The organism is Pseudomonas sp. LBUM1649 (assembly GCF_059716155.1).
The window spans coordinates 2,265,500-2,290,562 of record NZ_CP166807.1; the positions used below are offsets into that span (position 1 = coordinate 2,265,500).

The 25,063-nt window shown below is 58.5% G+C and carries 22 protein-coding genes and 5 pseudogenes; 6 read left to right on the top strand and 21 right to left on the bottom strand.

The window, feature by feature from the left end:
- Window positions 1-77: 77 nt before the first annotated feature.
- The 12 genes and pseudogenes from ACA058_RS10560 to ACA058_RS10615 form a co-directional block, all read right to left on the bottom strand.
- Window positions 78-335, bottom strand: a pseudogene (locus ACA058_RS10560) (hypothetical protein).
- Window positions 336-612: 277 nt separating this feature from the next.
- Window positions 613-1,932: an outer membrane protein transport protein gene (locus ACA058_RS10565; protein ID WP_497639911.1), complete on the bottom strand. Its 1,320-nt coding sequence runs from the start codon at window positions 1,930-1,932 to the stop codon at window positions 613-615.
- Window positions 1,933-2,060: 128 nt separating this feature from the next.
- Window positions 2,061-2,894: a hypothetical protein gene (locus ACA058_RS10570; protein WP_497640039.1), complete on the bottom strand. Its 834-nt coding sequence runs from the start codon at window positions 2,892-2,894 to the stop codon at window positions 2,061-2,063.
- A gap of 38 nt (window positions 2,895-2,932) precedes the next feature.
- Window positions 2,933-3,007: pseudogene (locus ACA058_RS10575) on the bottom strand (group II intron maturase-specific domain-containing protein); the annotation flags it as partial.
- A 141-nt stretch (window positions 3,008-3,148) separates the two neighbouring features.
- Window positions 3,149-4,309: an acyl-CoA dehydrogenase family protein gene (locus ACA058_RS10580; protein WP_497639023.1), complete on the bottom strand. Its 1,161-nt coding sequence runs from the start codon at window positions 4,307-4,309 to the stop codon at window positions 3,149-3,151.
- Complete coding sequence (locus ACA058_RS10585; RefSeq protein WP_497639024.1) at window positions 4,306-6,114, bottom strand: acyclic terpene utilization AtuA family protein; 1,809 nt, start codon at window positions 6,112-6,114, stop codon at window positions 4,306-4,308. The genes ACA058_RS10580 and ACA058_RS10585 overlap by 4 nt, the downstream gene beginning before the upstream one ends.
- Window positions 6,099-6,863 carry an enoyl-CoA hydratase-related protein gene (locus ACA058_RS10590; protein ID WP_497639025.1) on the bottom strand — a complete coding sequence of 255 codons (765 nt, stop codon included), beginning with the start codon at window positions 6,861-6,863 and terminating at the stop codon, window positions 6,099-6,101. The genes ACA058_RS10585 and ACA058_RS10590 overlap by 16 nt, the downstream gene beginning before the upstream one ends.
- Window positions 6,860-8,107, bottom strand: coding sequence for a CaiB/BaiF CoA transferase family protein (locus ACA058_RS10595; RefSeq protein WP_497639026.1), 1,248 nt, complete (start codon window positions 8,105-8,107; stop codon window positions 6,860-6,862). Before ACA058_RS10595 ends, ACA058_RS10590 begins: the two co-directional genes overlap by 4 nt.
- A gap of 23 nt (window positions 8,108-8,130) precedes the next feature.
- Window positions 8,131-8,679, bottom strand: coding sequence for a 2,4'-dihydroxyacetophenone dioxygenase family protein (locus tag ACA058_RS10600; protein ID WP_497639027.1), 549 nt, complete (start codon window positions 8,677-8,679; stop codon window positions 8,131-8,133).
- Window positions 8,676-9,440, bottom strand: coding sequence for a cupin domain-containing protein (locus ACA058_RS10605; RefSeq protein ID WP_497639028.1), 765 nt, complete (start codon window positions 9,438-9,440; stop codon window positions 8,676-8,678). The genes ACA058_RS10600 and ACA058_RS10605 overlap by 4 nt, the downstream gene beginning before the upstream one ends.
- A 530-nt stretch (window positions 9,441-9,970) precedes the next feature.
- Complete coding sequence (locus ACA058_RS10610) at window positions 9,971-10,261, bottom strand: hypothetical protein (RefSeq protein WP_489256653.1); 291 nt, start codon at window positions 10,259-10,261, stop codon at window positions 9,971-9,973.
- 528 nt (window positions 10,262-10,789) lie between these two features.
- Window positions 10,790-11,338, bottom strand: coding sequence for an acyl-CoA thioesterase (locus ACA058_RS10615; protein WP_497398740.1), 549 nt, complete (start codon window positions 11,336-11,338; stop codon window positions 10,790-10,792).
- Window positions 11,339-11,446: 108 nt separating this feature from the next.
- On the opposite strand from ACA058_RS10615, the gene ACA058_RS10620 reads away from it, so the two are divergent.
- Window positions 11,447-12,538 carry a GlxA family transcriptional regulator gene (locus tag ACA058_RS10620; RefSeq protein WP_497639030.1) on the top strand — a complete coding sequence of 364 codons (1,092 nt, stop codon included), beginning with the start codon at window positions 11,447-11,449 and terminating at the stop codon, window positions 12,536-12,538.
- Here ACA058_RS10620 and istB read toward each other — a convergent pair.
- The 4 genes from istB to ACA058_RS10640 form a co-directional block, all read right to left on the bottom strand.
- Window positions 12,530-13,285: an IS21-like element ISPsy14 family helper ATPase IstB gene (gene istB, locus ACA058_RS10625; RefSeq protein ID WP_024264899.1), complete on the bottom strand. Its 756-nt coding sequence runs from the start codon at window positions 13,283-13,285 to the stop codon at window positions 12,530-12,532. The genes ACA058_RS10620 and istB overlap by 9 nt on opposite strands.
- Window positions 13,286-13,305: 20 nt before the next feature.
- The gene (gene istA / locus ACA058_RS10630) at window positions 13,306-14,820 is read right to left on the bottom strand and encodes an IS21 family transposase (protein ID WP_497639031.1); all 1,515 of its coding nucleotides are present in this window, start codon (window positions 14,818-14,820) and stop codon (window positions 13,306-13,308) included.
- A 438-nt stretch (window positions 14,821-15,258) separates the two neighbouring features.
- Window positions 15,259-15,576, bottom strand: a complete 318-nt coding sequence (locus ACA058_RS10635; RefSeq protein WP_497639033.1) for a hypothetical protein — start codon at window positions 15,574-15,576, stop codon at window positions 15,259-15,261.
- Window positions 15,577-15,863: 287 nt separating this feature from the next.
- The gene (locus ACA058_RS10640; RefSeq protein WP_497639034.1) at window positions 15,864-16,256 is read right to left on the bottom strand and encodes a winged helix-turn-helix transcriptional regulator; all 393 of its coding nucleotides are present in this window, start codon (window positions 16,254-16,256) and stop codon (window positions 15,864-15,866) included.
- Window positions 16,257-16,369: 113 nt separating this feature from the next.
- Between ACA058_RS10640 and ACA058_RS10645 the strand changes: the two genes are divergently transcribed.
- From ACA058_RS10645 to ACA058_RS10655, 3 genes and pseudogenes are all read left to right on the top strand, one after another.
- A complete protein-coding gene (locus tag ACA058_RS10645; protein WP_497639035.1) occupies window positions 16,370-16,990 on the top strand; it encodes an FMN-dependent NADH-azoreductase in 621 nt (206 codons plus the stop codon).
- A gap of 23 nt (window positions 16,991-17,013) precedes the next feature.
- The gene (locus ACA058_RS10650) at window positions 17,014-17,847 is read left to right on the top strand and encodes a pirin family protein (RefSeq protein ID WP_497639037.1); all 834 of its coding nucleotides are present in this window, start codon (window positions 17,014-17,016) and stop codon (window positions 17,845-17,847) included.
- An 85-nt stretch (window positions 17,848-17,932) separates the two neighbouring features.
- Window positions 17,933-18,295 (top strand): annotated as a pseudogene (locus tag ACA058_RS10655) (enoyl-CoA hydratase-related protein); the annotation flags it as partial.
- A 293-nt stretch (window positions 18,296-18,588) separates the two neighbouring features.
- Here the strand turns inward: ACA058_RS10655 and ACA058_RS10660 are convergent.
- The 4 genes and pseudogenes from ACA058_RS10660 to ACA058_RS10675 form a co-directional block, all read right to left on the bottom strand.
- Window positions 18,589-20,019: pseudogene (locus tag ACA058_RS10660) on the bottom strand (IS1182 family transposase).
- Window positions 20,020-20,499: 480 nt separating this feature from the next.
- On the bottom strand, window positions 20,500-21,393 hold the full coding sequence (locus ACA058_RS10665) for a hypothetical protein (protein ID WP_497639038.1): 894 nt from the start codon (window positions 21,391-21,393) through the stop codon (window positions 20,500-20,502).
- Window positions 21,386-21,727: a hypothetical protein gene (locus ACA058_RS10670; RefSeq protein ID WP_497639039.1), complete on the bottom strand. Its 342-nt coding sequence runs from the start codon at window positions 21,725-21,727 to the stop codon at window positions 21,386-21,388. Before ACA058_RS10670 ends, ACA058_RS10665 begins: the two co-directional genes overlap by 8 nt.
- Before the next feature lie 27 nt (window positions 21,728-21,754).
- A complete protein-coding gene (locus tag ACA058_RS10675) occupies window positions 21,755-22,672 on the bottom strand; it encodes an OB-fold protein (RefSeq protein ID WP_497639040.1) in 918 nt (305 codons plus the stop codon).
- A gap of 238 nt (window positions 22,673-22,910) precedes the next feature.
- On the opposite strand from ACA058_RS10675, the gene ACA058_RS10680 reads away from it, so the two are divergent.
- Both ACA058_RS10680 and ACA058_RS10685 read left to right on the top strand, forming a co-directional pair.
- Complete coding sequence (locus ACA058_RS10680) at window positions 22,911-23,513, top strand: TetR/AcrR family transcriptional regulator (protein ID WP_497639041.1); 603 nt, start codon at window positions 22,911-22,913, stop codon at window positions 23,511-23,513.
- Window positions 23,514-23,725: 212 nt separating this feature from the next.
- Window positions 23,726-24,066, top strand: a pseudogene (locus ACA058_RS10685) (type II toxin-antitoxin system HicB family antitoxin).
- Window positions 24,067-24,126: 60 nt separating this feature from the next.
- Here ACA058_RS10685 and ACA058_RS10690 read toward each other — a convergent pair.
- On the bottom strand, window positions 24,127-24,498 hold the full coding sequence (locus ACA058_RS10690) for a hypothetical protein (RefSeq protein ID WP_497639042.1): 372 nt from the start codon (window positions 24,496-24,498) through the stop codon (window positions 24,127-24,129).
- Window positions 24,499-25,063: the final 565 nt, after the last annotated feature.

Here is a 25,063-nt window from a genome sequence, read left to right on the forward strand (position 1 = left end):
ATGGCAGTGATGTAGGACTGAATTTTTTTTGAGTCGAATCGTAATCGGGCTCTATGACGACAAAGTGCAGCAATCGGCTATTTTCGGGATCGGCTGCGTTGGGCCCGCCGGCGGCCGGTCCACGCGAATTTGATGGCGCCGCCCTGGATGTCGTCGCGCGCCAATCGCAAGTCATTGGCGTCCTGATTGAGCCGGTGAATCAGGTTGAGCAACCGCTAGCGCAACTACTCGTCCTCGAGCTGCTCAGCTGCGCGCATTACATCCAGCGCCGCGGCCTCGTTGTTGGTGGCGACTGAGTCGAGCAACTTGCGCATGCTTCGTGATGGCCGATTCATCTCTAACACCTTCGGTTTCAGTGATGCGGATCATACGGCCCGAATGTTTCGCCAGTGTTTCAGTTGCAAAGAGCCGGTTTTGCGCCTCCGGCAGCCGGCTGAATTACCGCTTGAAAGTCCGAAACCACTGGTTCCAGATACTGTTTTCTCAACGATCTGTGTTGATGGAATGATGCTTTCCACGATTTTGTAGATCCCTACCTTGAAAGTGTTCGCGGCAGTTGGTGCGCAGGAAGGCTTGCGAAAGTGGACTCCATTAAAAATGAAGTCCTGTCGATTAGTACCGATAAGTTGCCTGTACTGAAACTCCATTCGCACTATTTTCGTAGTTGGCACTGTATTCCGGTTGCAGACCGGAGTCGTTCGACTGTTTTACCGAGACTTTGGAGTCCCAGAGATAGCCATAAGCAAAGTCTATTGTCAGATCGGCATTCGGCGAATAAGCACCGCCCAAGGTCACGGCTTGGCGATTGCCAACCGGAACGCGCACGCTGCGATCGGCATTCCTGATGGGCGAGGGATCATAGGCGTAGCCTGCGCGCAGCAGCCATTGTTGGTTCACTTGATAGGAGGCGCCAACCGCGGTGCTCCAAGTGTCGTGCCAGTTCATTTGTTCGGTCACACTTCCCAGGCCAGCGGCCTGGCCCACGGGGGAAAGACCGCTGTTGACTGCCTCGACCTTTTGGATCCGGCTCCAACGTTTCCAGGTGGTCCCCAGGTATCCCGTCCAGCGACTATTGAAATGATGGGTGATGGACGTGTCCACGGATTCGGGCATGGTGACGTCTATCTTGTTGTCATAATTTCCGTCCAGCGGGACAACGCTCGGGGAGCCGGACATTTCAGTATGCCCTTTGAGGTGATAGCTCACCTTCGAGTGATAGTTAATCCCCCAACTGGTTGCGTCAGTAAAGTCAACCAGGATGCCGACGTTGTAGCCAAGTGCCGTGTCATCGCCTTTGATGGTGACCAGTGTGTCCTGGCCGTTGTTCAGGGCGCCGGTGGCCAGGTAATTCTGAAGCTTGGCATCGAAACGGTTTATGGTCGGTCCGCCACCAATGGACACGTAATCATTGATCCGATAGGCAATGGTGGGCTGAAGGGTTACTTCCTTGGTCGTGCTATAGGAGCCATGGTAGCGCCCCTGAAAAGTGCTCTCGTAATCATTGATCAGACCACTCGGCGCATAGAGGCCCAGACCAATCGAAAAACGATCGTCAAGGGGCGTCGACATATAGGCGAAGGGCACAACCCCCAAAGGGACCGAGTCCCCTTCATTCGTTCCTGGGGCACTGCTCTGCGCATCACTGATATCGTCGCTCACGGAGATGATCCCGGCGCCGCCAGAAATCTCACTACGTTTCAACTTGGTCAAGCCTGCAGGATTTCCAAAGATGGTGCTGGCGTCCAGCGCGGATGACGACCTTCCCGCATACGCAGTCCCCGCACTGCTGGCACTTTGTTCGTTAAGGGCAATACCATTGGCGCCTGCCATTGTAGAGGCGCTGAGGAGTGCCGTGGCACTGGTGAATTTAATCCAGACAGCGCACTTACGCTGAGCGGAGAGACACGGGATCGCACGGTTATTCAGCTGCATTTTCCACCTCTTGTTTATTGTTTTTGTTGATTGCACGCAGGTAGCCGTCTTGCCGCTACCGGCGCAAGCCGTCACAGCGATAGCCCCCAAAGGCGCATTGATTACGTCCTTCTGCTCATCGGAGAGCCTCATGGTTTGGCCGCTCCTTGGCAAACATGCCGGATCGTTTGCTGGAGATACTCAGGCACTTTGCAATCTGGCGTTTTAGCAATCTGCTCGGCGAGTGCCTGACTGAAACGGCCCTTTTGCACATTACTACTACTATCCTTGCGCTCGAACATCCCGCAAAACAGCGCTTTGGCTTTCGCGGTGTTGTCTGGTGCCTCGTCAACGATCTTACGCAGCGCTTTTGAGATTCGTGGGTGAGGGGCGGCCAAGGCGGTCAGCATCGGCCCACGGTTAGCCTCAAGCAGGACCAAGTCGTATTCCAAAGTCTTCACCCCGTGAAAAACCCTCACGTAGTCGTCTTCCAAACCCTTCATATTGACCGTGTTGCTCGACAACCTCACGTCTTCGCCAAGCGATGGATAGACCTCTTTTCGTTTATCCTTTTTCTTCTTTTTGGCACCATCGGCGGCCTCCTCGTCGTCGGGCGCACCCGCTTCTTCTAGATAGGCAGCCTCAGCGAGCAGATCCTCCTCGATCTCAGCATCTGTCCGCTCGCCCTCTGCTGCGTCCAGTATCTCTTCCTCTTCAAAAGGATCAGCGTCAGTAACGACAGAGACCGGCCGATACAAACGCTGAGGGCGCGTGCTGCGACTGTTTGAACAGTTCGCCAGCCTCAAGGCCCGGCTCGGCACCGTGGCCAAGGATGACAAAACTTGGCGCCGTTGTAGTTGATACCGAGGGATCCGTCGGTCTCTCTGCGTATGAGGACGACCAAAAAGTCGTCGGAACGCGATCTGGATGCCGGAAATCGATGACGTATCAAGTTGCGTGCCCTCGTTGAGGGCCATTTCCATTGACGCGATACGACAAGCGAAGTGACGCACCCCGCCATCTCGCTCTCCAGCGGCCGCTTGCTCTGGCTCAGTTTGAAGTAGCCAGTCCACCCGCGCAGCACAGGTTTATCCACTCGATGAAGTGCGCCAATTTGCAGCCCCGAGCATGACGTAACAGCGCTCTGAGTCGATCACGCAAGTCTCGCAGCTCTAGCTGCCCTGAGCCCGATCAGGTTGAATGCCAATGAGCAACGCGTGTTGGCTCGTTGCGCAGGTCAATACGACTTCGGCAGGCCGAGCGCCTGCTCGGCGACGTAGCACAGCGCGAGCTCCTGCGTCACCGGCGCGAGCAGTGACAGCACGCTTTCGCGCAAGCCGCGCTCGACGTGGTACTCCGTGGCATAGCCGAATCCGCCGTGGGTGCGCACCGCACGCAATGACGTCTCGAAGCTGGCCTCGGCCGCCAGGTACTTCGCCGCCGTGGCTTCGACGCCGCAGGGCTTGCCGGCGTCGTAGAGCGCCGCTGCCTTCCACATCAGCAGCTCGGCCGCTTGCAGGCGCATCCAGCATTCGGCCAGCGGATGCTGGATCGCCTGGTTCATGCCGATCGGCCGCCCGAACACGACGCGTTCCCTGGCATAGTCCGTCGCACTCGTCAGCGCCGTCTGCGCGGCACCGAGCGCAGAAGCCGCGACGAGGATGCGCTCCGGGTTCAGGCCGTGCAGCAGGTACCTGAACCCCTGGCCTTCCTCGCCGATGCGATCCTCGACCGGGATTTCCAGCCCGTCGATGAACAGTTCGTTCGAGTCCACGGCCTTGCGCGCCATCTTCTCGATCTCGCAGATGTGCACATGCTCGCGGTCCAGGTTCGTATAAAACAGCGTGACGCCGTCCATCGGCCTCGCGCATTTCTCGATCGGCGTCGTCCGGGCCACCAGCAGGATCTTGTTGGCGTGCTGCGCGGTCGAGGTCCAGACCTTCTGGCCGTTGACGATGTAGCGGTCGCCCGCGCGGCGCGCGAAGGTTCTGATGCGGGTGGTATCAGAGCCGATGTTCGGCTCGGTCACGCCGAAGCAGGCGCGATCCGTGCCTTCGATCAATGGCGGCAGAAAACGCCGCTTCTGCGCCTCGCTGCCGAATACGACCACGGGCTGCGGGCCGAACAGGTTCAAGTGCACCGACGACACCGCCGCCGAGCCGAGCTTGCCGATGGTGTGCATCACCATTGCGGCTTCCGAGATGCCCAGGCCGGCGCCGCCATACTCTTTGGGCATGGTCACGCCAAACCAGCCGCCGCGGGCGACGGTGTCGCAGAACTCACTCGGCCAGCGCCCGTCTCGCTCGCGCTCAAGCCAGTAATCGGCACCGAAGTCGGCGCAGATCGCCTCGATGGCGTCGCGGATCGCGAGCTGGTCGTCCGATAAATCGAAATTCATGCGGACAGTTCCTGCAGCAGGCTTTCGGGCACCTCGACCGGCATGTCGAGCAGCAGCTGCCCCATACCTTTGCCGAGTGGGTCATTGCGCAGCGACGCCATGCCGCCGCCGCCCAGTGCTTGCTCGCACAGGAGGTTGATGGCGTGAATGCCGGGCAGTTCGTAGCGGTGCACCGGCCCCTGCACCAGGTGGCCGAGGTAATTCTTCACGCGTTCGGGTGTCACCTGCTCGATCAGCACCGGCAACAGCGCGGGATGGCGGGCGATTAGGCCGATATTGGACGTGTCGCCCTTGTCGCCGCTTCGCCCGAGCGCGATTCTCACCAGCGGCACGGTCTGGCGTGGACCGGCGGGCACCGCACCCTCGATGGGCACCAGCCGTTCCGGCAACACCTCCGGTGTTGATGGCGGCAGCGTCACGGTGAACGTCGTCTCGCCGAACGTGACCGTCGGCGTCACCTGCGCCTTCGCAATGAGCCAGGCGAACTGCCGCAAGACCGGCGACACGGAGGGACGCCCACCTGAACCGGTTGTGCCCGGTGACCATGACGTGCCGGGGGCGGCGAACTCGCGGCTGTACGTCTCCAGCGCACGCCTGTCGGCATGCGTCACAGTCAGGCGCAGCACGACTTCGCGCGTCGGCAACGGCCGGGCGTGCGGGCCGTAGGCCGACTCGGTGCCGAGCAGCTCGATACGCGTCGCCAGGAAGTCCGCGAAACCGTTCTCGCCCAGCAACCGGTGGCCACGCTCGAGCAGCGCTTCGCCGGTGCGCTTGGCTTTAGCGGCGGCATCGATCCCGACGATGGTGAGCTGCCCGGACACCTTGAAGCCCGCCGGCGCAGTGGCGCTGACCTTGTAGGTAGTGGTCGGCGGCAGGCCGCGCGCACCGGTCACCCGCACGCAATGCGGCCCGACTTGCTCCAGGCGCACCTGGCGGAAGTCGCAGATCACATCCGGTAGCAGATAGCGGGCCGGGTCGCCGATCTCGTACAAGAGTTGCTCGCCGACCGTCCCGGTCGAGACGAGCCCGCCGGTGTCCACGGGTTTGGTGACGACGAAGCTGCCGTCGTCGCGGCACTCCACGATTGGGTAACCGATGTTGGCCCAGTCGGGCACCGCGGCCCAGTCGGTGTGCAAGCCGCCGGTGGCCTGACATCCGCATTCGATGATGTGGCCGGCGAGGCTGCCCGCGGCAAGCCGGTCGAAGTCGTCAGGCGCCCAGCCGAATTCGTGCATCAGCACGCCGAGCGTGACCGCACTGTCGACGCAGCGGCCGGTGATGACGATGTCGGCGCCCGCGTCCAGCGCCTGTGCGACCGGCAGCGCGCCAAGGTAAGCATTGGCCGTCACCAACCGTTCCGGCATCGGTTCGCCGTTGGACATTCCGACCGTGCCGGCCGCCCGCATGGCGGCCGCGAGTGGCAGCACGTCATCGCCTTCGACGATCGCGATGCGCACCACCACGCCCAGTTCGTCGGCCAGAGCCTGCACCGCCGCGGCGCAGCCTTTCGGGTTCACGCCGCCCGCGTTGCTGACGATGCGAATGCCCTTCTCGACGGCCTGCTTCAGCACCGAGCGCAGTGCCACGGTGACGAAGTCGATGGCGTAGCCTTCCTCGGCACGCTTCATGCGTGCGCCGGCAAGGATCGACATCGTCAGCTCAGCGAGATAGTCGAACACCAGGTAGTCGATCTCGCCCTGGCGTACCAGTTGAATCGGTCCGAGGCTACTGTCGCCCCAAAAGCCCGAGGCGCCGCCGATGCGCACGAGCTTGTGCGCGGCTTGCGAATTCATTTGTTGGTCCATTGCGGTTTCCTTTTGTCCTTGAATGCAGCGATGCCCTCGCGCGCATCCGGCGTCATGGCCAGCAGGCCAATCTGGCCTTCGCCGAACGCGATCGCCTCTTCGAACGACATCGAGCGCATCGCCTTCATCGCATACAGGCCACGGCGTAGCGCAGTGGGCGAGTTGCCGAGCAGACGCGACAGCAGGCGCTCGAGCGCACCGTCGAGGTCATCGGCCACATCATTAATGAGGCCAATCTCGCGCGCTCTCGCGGCATCGATCGGGTCGCCTGTCAGGCACAGTTGCACCAGGTTGCGCTGCGGCACCTGGGCCTGCAGCACGGCGAGCACCTGCATCGGGAACACGCCGACCTTCGCCTCTGGCAGGCCGAAGATCGCGTGGGGGGCAGCGATGGCGAGGTCACACATCGCGAGCAGGCCCATGCCGCCGGCCATGCAGGCACCGTTGACCCGCGCGATGAGCGGCACGTCGAGCATGCGGGCGGTGCGCAGCAGATCGGCATAGGCGATGGTCGGTGTGGCGTAATCGAACGCGAAGGCGTCCGCGCCCAGGTCGGCACCGGCGCAGAACGCCTCGTCGCCCGCGCCGGTGAGCACGACAGCGCGGATCGAGTCGTCCACCCGGGCGCGCTGCAGGGCTTGCTGCAGCGCCGCGATGACGTCCGCGTTGAGCGCATTGCGGCGCTCCGGGCGGTCGATGGTGAGAATCAGCCGACCGTCCTGCCGGTTTTCTTGAAGGACCGTCGTCATGTCTTGATCTCCGTTTCCTTGGGTACCGTCGTCACTTGGGTCACGCTGGCCAGTACCATTTCGCGGATCTGCTCGGGCGAGTAGCCAGCCTCCGCGAGCACTTCCTCGCTGTGCTCACCCAACAGCGGCGGCGGGCGCAACGGCGGCAGCGGCGATTGCGGCCATTCGCTCGGCACCGCCATGGTCCGCAACACACCCTCGGTGGGGTGCTCGAATTGTTGGAAGAAGCCGATGTCCTTCAGGTGCGGATCCTCCAGCAGGGTCTCGAAGGTATGCGCCGGGAGCACCGGAATGCCGAGCGGCCCCAGCAGCTCTTCCCATTCTTTCGTGGTCTTGGTTTTCAGCTTGTCGGAGAGAATTTCGTACAGCACCTCGACATGCTGCGTGCGTGATTCGCCATCGGCAAAACGCGGGTCGTTCTCGAACCGCTCGGCCTCGCCGACCACGCGCATGAAGGCCTTCCATTGCTCGTCGGTGTAGACGACCAGGCAGACAAGACCGTCCTGCGTGGCGTATGGCCGCCGATGCGGGTTGAGCAGCCGCGGATAGCCGAAGTCACCGCGCGGCGGGATGAACGTGTGGCCGTAGAGGTGATCGCCCAGCATCATCTGCGCGGTCGTCTCGAACATCGGCACATCGACCGACTGGCCGCGTCCCGTGCGTTCGCGCGCCAACAGCGCCGCGCAGATCACACCGAACGCGTACAGGCCCGTCGCCCGGTCCGAGAGGTTGAGCGGCGCATAGCGCGGTATTTCGGACCCCGCCCGCACGCTGGCCTCGGGGATCGCGACGGCGGCCTGGATCAGATCGTCGAAGGCGCGCGAGGCCGCATAGCGGCCACGCTGGCTGAAACCGAAGGTGCCGACATAGATAATGCGCGGGTTCACCTGCCGTACCGCTTCGTAATCCAGCCCGAGCCGCTGCATGGCCTGCGGCCGCACGTTGTAGATCAGCGCGTCGGCCGTCTGCGCCAGTTTCAACAGCGCCTCCTTGCCGACAGGATTCTTGAGGTCCAGCACGATACTGCGCTTGTTGCGGTTCAGGTTGAGGAACAGCGGACCGGCGCCAGCTCGGCCACCGGGCCCGGTGGCGCGCAGCATGTCGCCACCGGGCGGCTCCACCTTGATCACGTCGGCGCCAAGGTCAGCCAGCATCTGCGTGGCTGAAGGTCCCATGACGACTTCGGTGATGTCGATAATGCGCAGGCCGGCGAGCGGCCCACCCTGGCTTGAGTTGTTATTCATTCGGTCCGTGCTCCTCTTTGCGGTCAGGAACCGGCTATGTCGGCGCTGTTGCCACGGATGTAAGGCACTGGTCCGAGGCCGTGCGCTGCAGCGATAGTCTCGATCGCGTACTGGATCGAAGCCGCGTCATTCATCGAGTGGAAGGTGCCGTCGTAGTTGAAGCTGACCTGCGCGCCTTCGATCCAGGCGATGGTGATGGTGTCCTCGGTGTTTTCCTTGGGGGTGTAGAAGGTGTGTACCGAGCCGCCCGGCTCGAACAGGTAGGAGCCCGCCGTCTGCGGCTGGTCGGGGTACTCGAGATACTTCCAGCAGCCCTGGATCGTCCACACCTGCGCCGTACCGGTGTGGTAGTGAATCGGCAGGGAGCAACCGGGCTCCACGATGGCCTTGATGACCCACTCGCCGCGCTCCGGGTCGATGCGTAGCGGCTGAATGTGGATGCCCGGGAAGACATTTTTGATCAGTGGGATCTGCTCGATGTTGACGGTCAGCAGAGTGTCCTGCGGGAGGCCGACCACCGGCAGCAACGCGCCGGTGGAAGTTTTTTGCTGGGTGGGAAATTTAGCGTTCATGCGTTGTTTCCTTTTGTTGTTGTGAGTAAAGCGGTTGACGGAAGTCGTCCTTTGATGAGAAAGCCGGAAGCGGGCTGCTCCGGCGGGCAGCGCAGGGCTGTGGAAACCCCGCAAGGTAAAAACAGGAAGTCGCCCGTCGCGAGACTGAAGTCCTGCCCGTCGACGTGCGCCTCGATCTGTCCGTCTTCGACGTAGAGAACCTGCTCAGCGTCGAGTTCTGTCGGGCAGGCCAATGCGCTGCCGGCAAGCATCCGCAGCGCCGAGATGTCGACCCACTGCGCGCCGACGGTGTCGCGGTCGATAAGTGGAACTCTGCCGGTGGCGGCGGCGTCGACGGTCAGCACGCGGACGTCGCCACACTCAGCAACCGCAGGGTCGGGCTCCGTGATCGTCTGCGCCGGGTTCTCGCCATAAGGCGGCGTATAGACCACCAGCACTCGTCCGGGCTGGTCGCTGGTCACGCGAAACGAATGGAACACGCCCGCCGGCCCGTAGACCCAGGTTCCGGGGTGCATCACGTCGACGCGACCCTGCGCTTGCGACTCGCCAGTGCCTTCAATCATGTAGGCGCATTGCTCCAGGTACGGATGCGCGTGCGGCTTCGCGCCATGGGATTTCACGATCGTGCCGACCAGCACTTCGAGTGCCGTCGCGCCCACGGTCTCGGGGCCAATCACGCGCACGTTGGAGGTGCCGGTGTGGTTCGCCGGCGAGTAGGAGGCTAGGTCCGCCGCCCTGATCACAGTGGGGATCGCTTTCATTGCGGCTGGATCCTGAACATTTCGCGTGAGCATTGAACCTCCGACTTGATATCAGTCTAAAGACCTAATGTTAGGCGTTTTGCCATGAAAAAAAACCTTCGTCAAGCACCTCAGGGAGGGTGACCGCAGAGATTCTGGCCGGACGGTACGAGATCTGGCGTACCGGGCAGGACGAGTTAGCGGCGACTGTTCAAAGAAGAAGGCAGAAGCGACCGGGAACTGACCCAGAGTAGGTACAAGGTTTATGCAGTGCCGCATATGACCACAGCCATTGGGTTGGCCAAAAAACCATCTGACGCTTAGTTTTAGGGGCAATGACTAGGCAGAGGCGGATCTGTTTTCCATGGTTTGAACGTCTCCTGTGGGTCGACTGCCGCCTGTGATGACCGGCGACAGTCGACCCAGAGCCGTCGTTCGCTTCCACCGCAATCAAACCCAATCTGATGGTTTGCGGACGATCACATCTGCGCGAAGCAAACATACAAAGCCTGCGTCAGCGATAGTGTCGTGAGATCAATCGGAAGGGCGCGTTAATTGATCTGCACAATGACCGGACCTTCCGTTACGATCGGCGGGTCCGCGTGGATATTTGATGCATTTTTCTGAATCCACTCACGTGCGACTTTCAAGCTCGCATCGCTGCCGGCCTTGTCCGTGCAAACAGTCACCGACGTACCACCATCACCAGTATTCAGCAGTGTGTAGCTTACGAGGCCAGGCACTGTCCGCAGGGTAGCTTCGACGTCGGTTTTGCGCTCTTCCAAAAGCTCGAAAAGCTGCTTTGCTCCAGTACCCAAGTAGGTTCTTATAACCGCATACATAGTCGTCTCCTTTGGGAGCACCGTCTTGATGCCTATCCAGATCCGCTGATGGCCGCTATCACCCAGGTTCCAATTCACCCCGATTTATTAAGCTTAGCCACACGCCGGCGACAAGCGAAATGCAACGACCACCGGCCGCTTTTGGCCCAGGCTGTGTGAAAACGCTTTCGAGCAATCGTAGTCTTCAAAAATGGAGCAAATACCTCGCTTCTACGTAAATTCTAGGTCTGCTGACTAACCGAACGCTGGCAGATTTAACGTAGAAACGTGGACCTCATAACCCTGTCTGCGTTTTCACACAGTCTGGACCGTTTTCTGCCGATCACGAATGCCCGCTATATTGGGTCGGATAGAGACGGTTTAGTCGCGACCGTCGCTGGGGAATTACGCTCTCCGGTGGTGGTCGTATCGCTGAAAATCTGACTTATTCAACAGAATCGGCAAACATACAGACGCATGGTGCTGTACAAAAGCGGGCAGCGATTCAGCCCCTCTTACATTAACGCCGTCAAGAAGAAGGGAGAACCATCAGGATGCCTGTTGCTCTTCGCCACGCAGTTGACCGCTCAGTTTGTCGCAGCTCGCTGACCAGCTTGTCAGCCATGCTGGTAGTATCGGCGACTGCTCCGCCAGACCCAACTCTAAGGCGAACTCCGCGGGTGACACGTTGCCCTTAGGGCCACGGAACAGTCCACGCATAATGACCATGCCGAGCACTCGCCCCTCCTTGACGAAGGAGTGCTCGACGAAGCTCCACTTGTCGTCCCATCCAAGCATGCGGGTATGAATTTCGAAGGCTTCAAACAGCTTTAGCTCACAGCGGAACTTACCCCATACATCGCCAACGATGGGGAACGCCCGGTGGCGTAGAGCAACCCTATAGGCTCCGCTACGCAACACGTACTCCATGCGCCCAACATCCGCCAGAGTGAAGTAGCGTCCATTGGTGACATGCCGATTGAAGTCGAGATCCAGCGGCCACACGCGTAACCGAATGATCGTGGTAGCAAGGCCAGGCATAGGATTGCGCCAGGGGCGTCGCAGCAGCATCCATAAAAGGCGAAACCAGAGATTCATGTATAGGACACCTGTTTGAGTGAGTGATGACGCACTCTAGTAAGCATCCTTGCGGTATAGTAGATGCAGAAATGACTTATTTCATGCGATAAGTGCATTGGAGCCGATATGCATGTGACGCTTCTACTTGCCGACCAATGCTCGCTCGCCAGTGCCAGCCTTGCGCTTGAGATACTTGATGCCGCCAATCGCTTTGCCGAAGGTGGCCAGCAACCATTCAGGGTAGTAGTTGCCTCTGCCGATGGTCTGCCCGTTGCGAGTCCGGTTGGGCAAATATTGCAGGTTGATACATCACTTGCCGATATCGAGCGAAGCGATCTGGTGGTAATTCCAGGTTTTCTCTTCAGCCTTCGTGATGCCTTGCCCACGCTGAGTCAGTTCGCCCCTTGGCTGAGGCAGCAGCATGCCCAAGGCGCTTTTATCGCTGCGATGTGTACCGCCAGCTTCATGGTTGCAGAGGCCGGCTTGCTCGATGGTGTGCCGGCAACCACCCATTGGGCTTTCGCAGACTTTTTCCGACGCCGATACCCGCGGGTTCTGCTTGATGAGCGCCGTATCCTCTGCGAGAGCGAGCGCTTGATCAGCTGCGGTGGAGCCAGTGCAGCGATAGATCTTTTGATGCACCTGGTCCGACGCTTCGCCTCCCTCGAATTGGCCCAGCAATGCCGTCGCTATCTGCTCATCGATAACGTGCGCAGTGAACAGTCAGTCTATGTGCTCTGGTCGATGCCCAAACACCATGGCGACGAGGCAATCCTGCGGGTACAGAGCTGGATGGAAGAATGTTTCGATCATCCCATTGTGATCGACGAGCTTGCTAAGCGATTTGGTTTTGGTGTGCGCAACTTTAAGCGGCGTTTCCGCGAGGCAACGGGATACACCCCGCTGGCCTATCTGCAAGCATTGCGCCTGGAAAGAGCCAAGCACCTGCTTGAAACGACTCAACTGAGCCTAGAAAGTATCACCGCCAAGGTTGGCTATGAAGACAGCAACTCGTTTCGCCGTTTATTCCAGCAGCGTATCGGCTCCTCGCCAGCGGCATTTCGCAAGATGTTCGCGCAGCATGCGGATTCCACGACACTTGGACACTCAGCCCACGATTATTTGGACACTCGTTCCATGCTCACTTGGACACCTGATTCACGTCCACTTGGACAGGCAGTCGGAGCGCAGCGACGCAGGTTTGCATTGTTAGTCTGAAGTCTCTGTCGCCGTCAATTTCGTTGCGCGTCTGCGCATCGATTCGCCCTTCAGTTCGATCCGATAAGCGTTGTGCACCAGCCGGTCGAGGATCGCATCGCCCAAGGTCGGATCGCCGATCAGCGCGTGCCATTTGTCCACTGGCATCTGGCTGGTCACTAGCGTCGAGCGGTTACCGTAGCGGTCGTCCAGCAGTTCAAGCATGTCGCGCCGTTGCGCAGCGGTAAACGGCGCCAAGCCCCAGTCGTCCAGGATCAGCAAGTCGGTCTTGGCATAACCCGCCATCAGTTTCGCGAAGCGGCCGTCGCCGTGGGCCAGGCCTAGTTCTTCCATCAAGCGCGGCAAGCGCAGATAACGCACGCTGTAACCGTCGCGGCAGGCCTTATGAGCCAGCGCGCAGGCGAGCCAGGTTTTGCCTACGCCAGTTGGGCCGCCGATGATCAGGTTCAGGCCGTCGCGCAGCCACTGGCCGCTGCCCAGTTGCAGGATCAAGGCCTTGTCCAGACCGCGCGGACTGCGATAATCGATGTCTTCCAGGCAGGCGTTATGGCGCAGTCGTGCGGCCTTGAGGCGAGTCGTCAGGCGTGCGTCTTCGCGCTCGGTCAGCTCGCGGTCGACCATCAGACCGAGGCGTTCGTCGAAGCTGAGATCGTTGATGTCAGGCGTTGCATGTTGTTCGCCAAGCGCCTTGATCATGCCGTGCAGGCGCAGGGTTTGCAGCTTGTCGAGTGTCGGGTTGGGCAGCATTTTGGTGGTCCTTTTTCAGGTCAGTGGTAGTAGCCAGGGCCGCGCAGGTTGATGTGTTCTTCAGGCAGTAACGGTAGGTTTTGCTGGGCCAGCGGCAGTCGTTCCAGCCCTTGGCGCAGGATCGATTCAAGGCTTTTGTAGCTGCACGCGCCCAGTGCCAGCGCTCGCTGGCAAGCGGCTTCCAGCCGCTCTTCGCCGTGCTGTTTGCTCAGGCGCAGGATCCCCAGGCAGGCGCGGAAGCCGTGCTGCGGATGGATTCGGCGTTCGAGGATGTAGGCGATGACACCAGCGGTGTTCGGCCCGGTCTGCTCAGCCCAGTGGATCAGTCGCTGCGGCGTCCATTCGGCATGTTCGCGGTGACTTTTGGGCATGTGCTCGGTTTGGGTGGTGTGGCGGCCTTTATGTGCTGAGCGCAGATGGCTGGCCACCCGCTGGTTGGCGTGGAAGCACTCGACGGTCTTAGCGGTTAGCCGCACTTCGAGTTGGTGCTTCACCAGCTGGTACGGCACCGAGTAGTAATGGCCGTCGACCTCGACGTGGTAGTCGATGTGCACCCGCACCTTTTTCCATTCGGCGTAGACATACGGATGTTCTGGTAGCGGTTGCAGTGCGGGTTGGTCGATGGTCTCGAAGGCCGAACGGCGTGAGCCGGGCAGCTTCTTGAAGGGCTTCTGATTGAGGCGATCCACGAGCAGCGCGATGGCTGTGTTGAGTTCGCCCAAGGAGAAGAACTGGCGGTTGCGCAGCACCGCCAGGATCCAGCGCTCGACCACCTGCACACCGACTTCAACCTTGGCTTTGTCCTTGGGTTTACGCGAGCGCGCGGGCAGCACGGCTACGCCGTAATGCTCGGCGAGATCGCGGTAACTGGGGTTGATATCCGGCTCGTAGCGATGCGCCTTGGTGACGCCGCTGCGCAGATTGTCCGGTACCAGGATCTGCGATGTACCGCCGAGAAAGGCGAAGCAGCGCACGTGCGAGCCCAGCCAGTCAGGCAGTTTCTGCGACCAGGTGGCCTCGGCGAAGGTGTAGCTGGACGCGCCGAGGACGGCGACGAAGATCTGCGTTTGGCGGATCTCGCCGGTTCGCCGATCAATGACTGGCACGGTCTGGCCGGCGTAGTCGACAAACAGCTTCTCGCCGGCGCGATGTTCCTGGCGCATGACCACATCGACCTTGGCGGCCCAGAGGCGGTAGTGCTCGCAGAACCAGCTGTATTGGAAGCCTTGCGGGTGGGTGAGCCGATACTCTTGCCAAAGCAGGGCCAGGGTGACGCCGGGGCGACGTAACTCGGCATGGACATGAGCCCAGTCCGGCATCGGGCGTTGATCACTGGGCACCGTCGGCGCTGGCGGGAATAGACGTCGCTCCAGTTCGGCGTCCGACAACTGCGTGGGCCAAGTCAGCCCGCAAGCGTTGAAGCGGTGCAGGTAATTGCCGGCACTGCCGCTGCTAATGCGCAGGCTGGTAGCAATTTTGCGCACGGACAGGCCGGCGTCGAACTTTAGGCGTAGTACCTCTCGGATTTTACGCATGGATATACGCTCCACGACGACCTCTTCGCTTCGAGAAAAGAGGTCGATGGTAGTGAATAATCCTGCGTTGCTGCCTGCCTGAGCTTGGGGCGGATCAGTGAGAGATCACTGTCCAAGTGCTCGTGGAATCAGTGTCCAAGTGGCCGTGGAATGAGTGTCCAAGTCAGCGTGGAATCGCTGTCCAAGTGTTCGTGGACTGGGTGTCCAAGTGCGCATGGAATCCCCACGCAGCAGGTGAATTGACCTAAATCTCCGGGCATTTCAAGCGTTTAATCCATGTCAACTCGGTTATGGTTGATTGACTGCTCCTGGCCAATTCTGTTGAAAAAGTCGGCTCTTCCAGACTGCCCGCATACTGACCGCTGAAAACGCTTTTTTTGCGCGCCGCTACACGAAATTTGAGCCCGGAATACTCTGCTCAACGTAAAGATTTAAATCTCAAGCGCGTACTTTTCTGCCGTGGAAACCATGACCGACCTTTTCAACAGAATCGGCCGTTTTCAGCCTGTCGCGACCGACTGAAAACGACCCAAAGCGCCTTTGGGGAAAAGAAAAAACAAGCTGGGAAATTGCACCCACTTGACCACCCATTTTCATTGCCGCTGACCGGTCAATTGTTCCCGTGCTGACCAACCGTTTGCATGCGACTTGACCAAGTGACGACCGGTAGGTCGAATAATCAGCTTTCCTCGCCGTAGTCGTCGTACATTGGAATGGTGCCGATCCTTCCATCCATTTCTCGAACGTGTGCACCATCGTTCCCTCCGAAATAGTCTGCATTGGAAAAGCTAGAGTTTTCAGGAACGTGTTGATCAGGTCCGTAGACCAGATCTCGCTCCATTTCCTTTGGCACCCATCCCTTCCCGTCACATTTTCGACAGCCGCCTTTTACACCTCCATCCCCCCACACCGAGGGCATAATGATTCAGGCGCCCCATGATCCCCGAGGGCCGGGGAAGAGCAGCGAATGAAACAGCGGCTTCGGTGAAAGGGACTAGACCGAGCAACAACCTGATCTCCAGCGGAAGATGCCGCTAGCGGCGTTAGGTACCCGTAGAAACAGAGGTTTCTGCAGACTCCCTTAAAATGCGCTCATCGAAAGCTACTCGCGCCGCCTGGATCTCATCGAGATGGGCGAAAGCCCAGCGCCCTAGCGCCTCTACCGGTTTGCTAAGCGAATGCCCTAAAGGCGTCAGTTCGTACTCAACGCGAGGTGGCGTCGATGGGTACACGGTTCGCTTGACCAGGCCGTCTCGCTCCAAGCCTCGCAGTGTCATTGTCAGCATGCGCTGGGAAACCCCATTGATCATGCGCTTGAGTTCGTTGAACCGGCGCGGACCGTCCTGTAACAGAATCACCACCAGTACGCTCCACTTGTCACCGACACGCGACAGCACCTCGCTAACCCGCTGGCAGCTGTCCGAGAGCAGAGCCACTTCACCACCAATAGTTTCCAAAATGTGCCCAGGTATCATTCATGTGCCTTCTTGCATGAACCCAACGGTTTAATTTAGTTTCTAAGTATCAAATTTATACCAAAGGAAGCCCCATGTCCAAAAACCTGCTCCATCTCGACTCCAGCATTCTTGGCTCCCACTCTGTGAGCCGCTCCCTGTCTGCAAAAGTTGCGGCCCGCTTGGCTCAGGCTGACCCGCAGCTTCAGGTAACTTATCGGGACGTGGCTGCCAATCCCATACCTCACCTCTCGGGCGCCTACGTCGCGGTCTCACACAAGGGAATGGAGGCACCACAAAATCCGGAACTGCTGGCGGACTTGGCGCTGGGAGAGCAGGTCCTGCAGGAGTTCCTTGCAGCTGACATCGTGGTCATTGGCGTCGGTTTCTACAACTTCACCATCCCCAGCCAGCTCAAAACGTGGATTGACCGCATTGCCATTGCCGGCAAGACATTCCAATACATCGAAGGCAGGCCCGTAGGCTTGGCGGGAAACAAGCGGGTTATCTTGACCATCTCGCGAGGCGGTTTCTACGGCGCAGGTTCGCCCGCGCAGGCGCTGGAGCATGCTGAAACCTACCTGCGGGGCGCCTTCGCCTTCATGGGCATCAAAGATCTCGAAGTAGTAGCCGCAGAAGGTGTCAACGCTGGACCGGAGCAACGCCAGGTAGCACTCGCCCAGGCAGAGCAGCACATCGCCGCGATCGACGCGTAAGTCAGTCATTGGAGAATGATGCAGTGACCCTCTCAATCCAAAAGGTACAGCGCGCGGGTGAGCCTCAGGTTCGAGCCACCAACCACCGAGCTCGCCTGGTGATCTCGCCGGACGACGCGGTCGATAACAGTCCATTCCTTTTGCTGGTCGAGGACTGGTTCGCATCGCCCGCCGGGTTCCCGACCCACCCGCACCGCGGCATGGAGACGGTGACTTTCGTGATTGAGGGGCAGTTGCTGCATGAGGACCATACCGGCACCAGCGGAATGCTCGGTCCCGGTGCCGCGCAGTTTATGACTGCTGGCGGTGGGGTCATGCATAGCGAGATGCCTGGACCGCAGGGAGTGCACCTCTTGCAATTGTGGCTGAACCTCCCTGCACGGCTCAAATCAACCCCCGCGCGCTATGCCGACCTTCAGATGAAAGACGTACCGGTTCATCGGGAGCCAGGTGTTGAGGCGCGTGTTTACGCAGGCCAGTTGGGTGAGGTAAGCGTGCCAAACGGATCGACCTGGCCGCTCACATTGATAGAGCTGAAACTGGATACAGGAACGAGCTTCGAGCTCCCAATTCCTGCGGGACAGCGTGCATTTGCCTATCTGCTAGGTGGCGATGCCTTGCTTGGCATCGGCGATCGATCCGTGACCGCTGGTGACTTGGCCTGGCCGGAGATTGCGCCAGCGGATCAAACGTCCACACTAAAAATAACCTCGCAGACCTCCTTGCGGTTACTCGTTTACGCCAGTCCCATTTTCGATGAGCCAATCGCGATGGGCGGGCCATTTGTTATGAATACCCAGGAGGAAATCATCCAGGCGTTCATGGATTTACAAACCGGTAAATTCATCCCAACTTGAGTTCCGATTCAGAAGTGATCACCTACCAAGCCCTCTTAGAAACGCTCCATGGGCCTAGGTCAAAACACCTGGGGTCACAACCTCCGAGATCTTCCAGTGGATCGACGACACCGACGAAGTGCGGGTGGTGGTGCTCAGTGGCGCCGGCAAGAATTTCTCGTCCAGCATCGACCTGATGATGCTGGCCGGTGTGGCCAATGAGCTGGGCAAGGACGTTGGCCGCAACGCGCGTCTGCTGCGCCGCAAGATCCTCGCCCTGCAGGCTTCGTTCAACGTCGTCGACAACTGCCGCAAACCGGTGCTCGCGGCCATTCAGGGTTATTGCCTGGGTGGCGCCATCGACCTGATTGCCGGCTGCGACATGCATTACGCGGCGCAAGATGCGCAATTCTCGATCAAGGAAATCGACATCGGCATGGCCGCCGACGTGGGCACGGGGATTCGGTTGAGATGTCGTTGGCTAGGCAGTTGATTGCGGTTTGAGATTAGGGCCACCTTCGGGTGGCTTTTCTCCGCCAGGACGGCGCCTCCGACCATGTCCAGGTTTATATTCTGCGAGGATGTAGGCCGACTGCTACCGGCCCAGAGTGTGTAAAAACGTCAGATTGGGTTTTCTATATCGACGCTAGGAGACCGTGCTCACGTTTCGCACACCGATCAAGGTCACGACGCTTTCAGGAACAGTTAAAACGGCTCAGCAGCCTCTTAAAGTCCTTTGAACGGGGTAAAAAAGACCGGTTTTTACGCCGTTAACGCTTTCATCAAGCCAGTGGTGCCGATGATTTTCATGACCCTTTTCAGGTTGTAGGCGAGCACATTCAGGCTCATCTCTGTACTCACCCCGTTAAGCTTTCGGGTCAGGAAGTGTGTCGCGCCCATCCATTGCTTGAGCGTCCCGAAGGGATGCTCAACCGTCCGTTTTCGGACTCGCATCATCTCCGGCGCGTTGCTCAGCCTGTCCTGCATTTCCTCCAGTACGGCTTCATGCTCCCAGCGTCGAACCCGCCGTTCCGTGCTCGGTGTGCACTGCGGTTTCATTGCGCAGCCCCGGCATTTCGAACTCCAGTAACGGTGCAACGTCAGGCCTTTTTCAACGTTGGTATAGCGCCAGATCAGCGCTTCTCCAGCCGGACAAAGGTATTCATTTTTTGAAGCGTCGTAGATGAAGGCATCATTGTTGAAACGCCCATCGGCTTTGGCTCCAGAGGTCATCGGCTTGGGCACATAGGCGGTGATGCCTGCATCGTGACAAGCGAGGATTTCTTCGCTTTTGAAGTAACCTCGGTCAGCCACTACCGAAAGCGTTTCTGACGCCATCGCCTCGCGTGCCTGCTTGGCCATCGAGCTGAGTTGATCGCGGTCGGAACCGACGTTAGTCACCTCATGCGCAACGATCAAATGGTGCTAGGTATCGACCGCTGTCTGCACGTTGTAACCGACGATTCCCGTGCCGCGAGTCATCATGGAACGGGCGTCTGGATCGGTCAGTGAGACCTGTTTATCCGGCGATTTGTTGAGCTGAATTTCAATGACCTGTAACTCTTTCATCTGAGCTTTGAGTTTGTCGATTTTCTCTTGCAGACTAGTAGCCTTGGGCTGAGCGACTGAGGGTTCTTGCTGATCGGCTTCGTCGAGCGCAGTCAGATACCGATTGATACTCGATTCAATTTCTTCCATTCGCCGCTTCAGTTTGGCGCTGGTGAAATTGCGGTCGCGGTTGTTGAAGGCCTTGAATTTACTGCCGTCGATGGCAACCAGATTTTCTCCGAATAATCCCAACTGCTGGCACAGCACCACGAACTGGCGGCAGACGCCTCGGATGGCCTTGCTGTTGTCTTTTCGGAAGTTGGCGATGGTCTTGAAATCGGGCATCAAACGCCCGGTCAGCCACATCAGTTCGACGTTGCGTTGGGCTTCTCGTTCCAGGCGCCGGCTCGACTGAATGCGGTTCAGATAGCCGTAGATGTAGATCTTCAGCAGGACAGCGGGATGGTAAGCCGGCCGGCCAGTATCTGCCGGTATGGCGCCTTCAAAACCCAGTTCGACCAGGTCGAGTTCGTCGACAAAGACGTCGACTACGCGCACCGGATTGGTATCCGTGACGTAATCGTCGAGACTCTCGGGAAGTAAGGTGCTTTGGCCTCGATGCTCACCTTGGATAAAGCGCTTCATGGGCGATCCTTGCGATGAAATCCTCAGAAATCATAGCAAGGGTTCGCGAAAGCGTTTTTACACACTCTGGGCCGGTTTCTGCCGGTGGCGACCGAGCGGAATCGACGTCAGCCTGGACTTAAATCAGGCATCAAAGTTTACGCATGTGACGTGGATGATACCGGTGTATAGCTTATTCCAGCGTTTATTCCACATCCTCAGCAAAGCTGGGTGCCCTGCGTCTACAAATCGATAATGCGCATATCGCCTTTTTTCGCATGCATGCTCACGTTGCAGCCGTCGCGTACTGGTGAAGGGTGAACTCCCGGGAAAGATTTTTACACTTAAGAGGCCAACTATCTCAGACAACACCGTTTTTTGCCCATACCAGCCACCTGTCTGCACCGGGTTACATTTGCATCCATTGAGTTCATACGTCTTATCAGGGCGTACACAGTAATGCCGCCAAACACGCCCTGCGTGCAGTGGCCCAGTCAGCCCCTAAAAGCCAGGTGGAGGCGGTAAAGCCCTCATACCGGGAGGAGGCAAGAGCTTTATGCTGGGAGGATCGGGTAGGGACGGCAAAGGTTTTATGTCGGGAAAACCGGGCGGGGACGGCATAGGTTTTATGTCAGGAGGACCGGGTGGGGAAGTTGGCTGGGGCAAAGGCGGCGGCGGTAGCTTTGGTAACCCACCTGCGGGCGGCTTGAGCAGATGGACAACGGATTTGACCTTCTGGGCAATGGCCTCGGTGATCGCCTTTTTGGCTGCCTCCGCGAGTGCCTCGCACACGGCGCGGATGATCGCGGGCGGAGTGGCACCGTTTGTGGTCACGCCGATATTGGCGAGATGCAGCGGAGGCAGCGGTACCGTAAGCGCGCCTCCGGACAGGGGAATGTCAAGTGAGATCGAGCCGCCCATGACGGTGAGATCGCGGATGATGACCTTGCGTACGGTGCTGCCCGCCCGTATAGCAGCCGGGGTGGCGGAATAGGCTTGGGCGTTGTTCTTGATAGTTTCCAGATTGCTAATGGCGGTGGGACTTTGCGCCTTGTAAGTGATCTGCGGCGCGACGATTGTGACGGAGTCGACAATGACAGGGCCGTTGCCAAGAAGGGAGCCACTCTCCACTTGCAAGGCGATACGGTTCACCACCACCGCATAGGGCGAAGAGAAACCATTAGGGTTGCCCACGGTAAGCCCATCAAGCACCCCCATGCCGGTGAAGGGCGAGAATTCAACGGTACCTACGAGCACCTGAGCTTGGGTAGCAAGGCCGCCTTCGGTCTCAATGGCGGATTTGACGGTTGGGGCGAACTGGGCGAGCAGGGTCCACAGCGAAATAGCGGCGACGGCGAGCAGGGCGGCAAGGGCAAACCCTTGGGTTTTAGACATGGTGTTGGGGGCTCCATAAAAAGGCGCGTGCCTGGGCTGTGACCTCGAACTGGAGACGCAGCACCCTGGCTTGCTGCACCAGCTTGTTGAGTTCGGTGATGGCGCCCATCTTCTCGCTGCGCACAATCAACCGCTCCAGGTGCTGCATACCGGCCGATGTAACGAAAAAAGTCATGAGCAGGATCAGGGCCAACCCCCAGACAAGCTTCTTGTTGACACTAAGATTGGCAAAGAGGCAGTTGTCGACTATCTGCTCCTCCTTGCAAAGGACATTGACTATCGAAGAAACGCGGGGTCTCCGAGGCGCCGCGATCGCGTCAGGATAAATCATCATGAAGTACGACCTTAGGAGTCCAGTGGATCAAAGGCTGCTGACCTGCCTTGCCAGTGGCTGTAAGCCTAGCCATGGGCGCCAACTATCGAGATCGACCCTGGCCATTTCAAATAGGGCCCGCAGGTTGATGGACTCGAATGAACTGACACATTGATCGAGGGAGGCCTGCTTGAGTCGGCACGGGTGATCTGCCGGCAATTTGGTTCCGGTGAGATAGGTCGTCAGAAAATAGGAGGCGACGTAATCGGAACGAAACTCGTGTGCACCCCCGGTGTGCAGCCAGGTATTCATCTTGTCGGTAAGGTGCGCTGCGAACTCGCGGGCATCGGCACTGAGGTCAACCGACGCGCAATCCGTCAGGTAGACCAGGCTGGCGATGTCGGCGAGCGTCTTTCCATGCACAGTGCAATAAAGCCGCACATTTTCGCCTGTCAGGATAGGGCCGGTATAACGCTTGACGTCCTTGTGGAGAACCGCCTGAACATTGTAGGAAGGGTCATAACCGGGAAGCTCGACGATCACGTCATCGTTGAAGTCAATCCTGACGGCGACGATTTCTCCGCTGACAATTATCTTCCTGCTCTTGTAGGGCTCAGTGGCCATCGCCTCGCCCTCTGCATACAGGGCTGCCAGACTGGAACTCGGCATCTGTTCAACTGGGCTGACCAAGGAAAGCTCCACCAATGCCGACTTGCCGCCGGAAAGTCCTACCAGATAGTCCTGCTCCATTACATGCCGGAAAAAGCTCATCGCCCCGCTATCTACCGTGAGTGCCGGCGCTTTCTCGGCATGGCGAGAGTCCATTTCAGTCAAGTAGGCCCAGCCACCGGCTCCGGCAATCATCAGGAAAATGGCAAGCAGTCCGAACAGAACCGTCAATCGCCCGCGTTTGTTGCGTCCCGAGATAGTAGTGCTCGGGATAAAGTTTTCGGAAGGTTGGGCCATTGATAGCTCCTCGAATTCCTTGAGTTGTTCATTCGTAGTTTTGGGCGCCCCCGGACGCGACGAGGATTGCAGCGAGCAATCAAACCCGAAGAGGTGCCGGGGTGACAGTGGCAAGGGACGTTTATCGATAGAGGATTTATCAATTCGTACCGTACGGTACAGTTTATAGCGTTGACTTTGGGCTCCCGTCAAGAAAAACTGTACCGAACAGTTCAGTTCATGCAACGAAGGAGGACACATGAATAGAAGGAGCGCGAAGCGGGACGCCATTCTGGACACCGCTTACCGGTTATTCCGTACGCAGGGGTTCGACAAGACATCCGTCTCACAAATAACCACCGAGGTTGGCGGCTCCAAGGCGACGATCTACAGCCACTTCTCCTCGAAGGAAGATCTGTTCCTCGAATGTATGGTGGGTGCCGCCGAAGAGTACATCTCGGGAGCCATTGCGCAGTTGGATGCATCTCGAACCGACCCGGAATCAGTACTTCGAAATTTTGGTGTCAGTTTCCTACGTTTGATCTGCTCCGCCGACATGGTGGCTGTGCGCCGCCTGATGATCGCCGAAGCGGAACGCTCTGATATCGGCAAACTGTTCTTCACCAAAATCATCTCTCTGCGGGCACATGTAGCAGTGTTTCTATCCAACTGCATGGCATTGGGAGTCTTGCGCACCGCCGATCCACAACTTGCCGCAGAGCATCTGCGCGCCCTATTGGAGGCTGACCTTGCCGAGCCATTACTGTTACACGTGCTGGAAAGCGCCCCAGATGAAAAGGAACTTGCGCTCGCGGTGGATCGAGCTGTTTTTACCTTTCTGAAGGCTTACGCGCCGGACTAAACACTTCACCGATTCAGGGGAGTATCTAAAATGTGCTCAGGATCCTCAGATGGTTTTGGAACAAACCACCGAGATTTGCCAGGTTATGCGGCAATATTCAGGGCGGCTGATAGTTCCGTCAACTTGGGCCTTCTGCTGGGTATCCAAAACCTTGTACCACGTTTCCTAGCGGCACCTCGCTTCGCCATAACAGAATGGCTGCTTCTGATCTAATGAGCACCATGTTGCAGCACCGGGGCTACTACGGCTCCATCGAGGCCAGCCTGAGGACAATTGCCTGTTCGGCAAGCTTGAATTAATTCGTGCCCTGGTCAGCTATGAAGGCGAGACGGTTGCCGAGCTGACGCAGGCGTTCCGTGATTCGATGGACGACTACCTCCAAACATGCGCATCACTTGGGCATGAGCCGGAAACTCCGTGCAAGGGGTCGTTCAACGTGAGGGTAGGGCATGACCTGCACCTTGGTGCGAGCGTGGCGGCCACCAGGCAAAGCATTTCCTTGAATGACCTGGCCCGAAAAGCACTCAGTGGATACTTGGGGGAGTACGCGTAAGGTTGGCCCTCAGAAACACGAAGCCCGCACTGGGCGGCTCTGCGATTCGAATGGGGCGCCTCAGCTGGAGTGGTATTTTTTGCGGACTCGCGCCGAGATATCCTGGTACGTATCGCTATCGGTTGCAGCAAGGAGCGTTTGACCACCTTTTAGCGTGGCCAAAAATGTCACTTCGGTGTTTTGGCCTGCTAGTAGATAGCCCGCTATGGCTCCCACCGGACCAAGCAGCATAGCCCCAGCTATTCCAAAGCCTATGGCGCTCTTTATGTTTTTATTGGAGTCAGTGTTTTCGACTGTCAGATCTTTAAACTCGGAGACGAGGAAGCTTTTCCCTCGGCGCGGCTTAAGGGTCGTCTTAAGGGTCATGGTGCCAAGATTGTACTCCCCATCGCACTGGGGGAAATCACCTGCGAGTACTATGATCTTTGCCATGTGGAATTGTCCCTTGGCGATCATTTTTTGGGGACTTATTGCGCGCGCTCAGGGCTGATGCGTCAACGGTTTGACGATAAGTGGCGGTGCCATCGATCAGCGATGCAGGCGCTTATTGTGTGCGAGCACCATCGGAAAGATCCCGCGCAGGCAACAAAAAGCCCGCACGTGGCGGGCCCTCTATCGATGGAGCCAAATCCTTTTGGCCGGCCGCATTGTGCTTAGCAGGTATGACAAAGGCATGACAGGGCAGATAGGAAAAGCCCGGCGCTGGGCCGGGCTGAACTTGAATAGAGCTATTCCTTCTGGAAACTCATTCTCAGTTGAGCTGCTGCCTACGAAAACAGCTGAGTCATTTATTTTTTGTTCGACGCACCGCTGGCGAGGCAGCGCAAACCTCGCCCTTGCAATGAGATCGATGACTGCCGCTGGTTCCGAAAGCAGCCGCTAGACTTGGACTGGACTGACATCGCCTATCTTCCCCATGGCACGACGACAGTGAAGTCAATCACACAACCCGCGCCGGGTTTGTACCAAAGCGAAAAACCTGTTGAACAAAAACTCT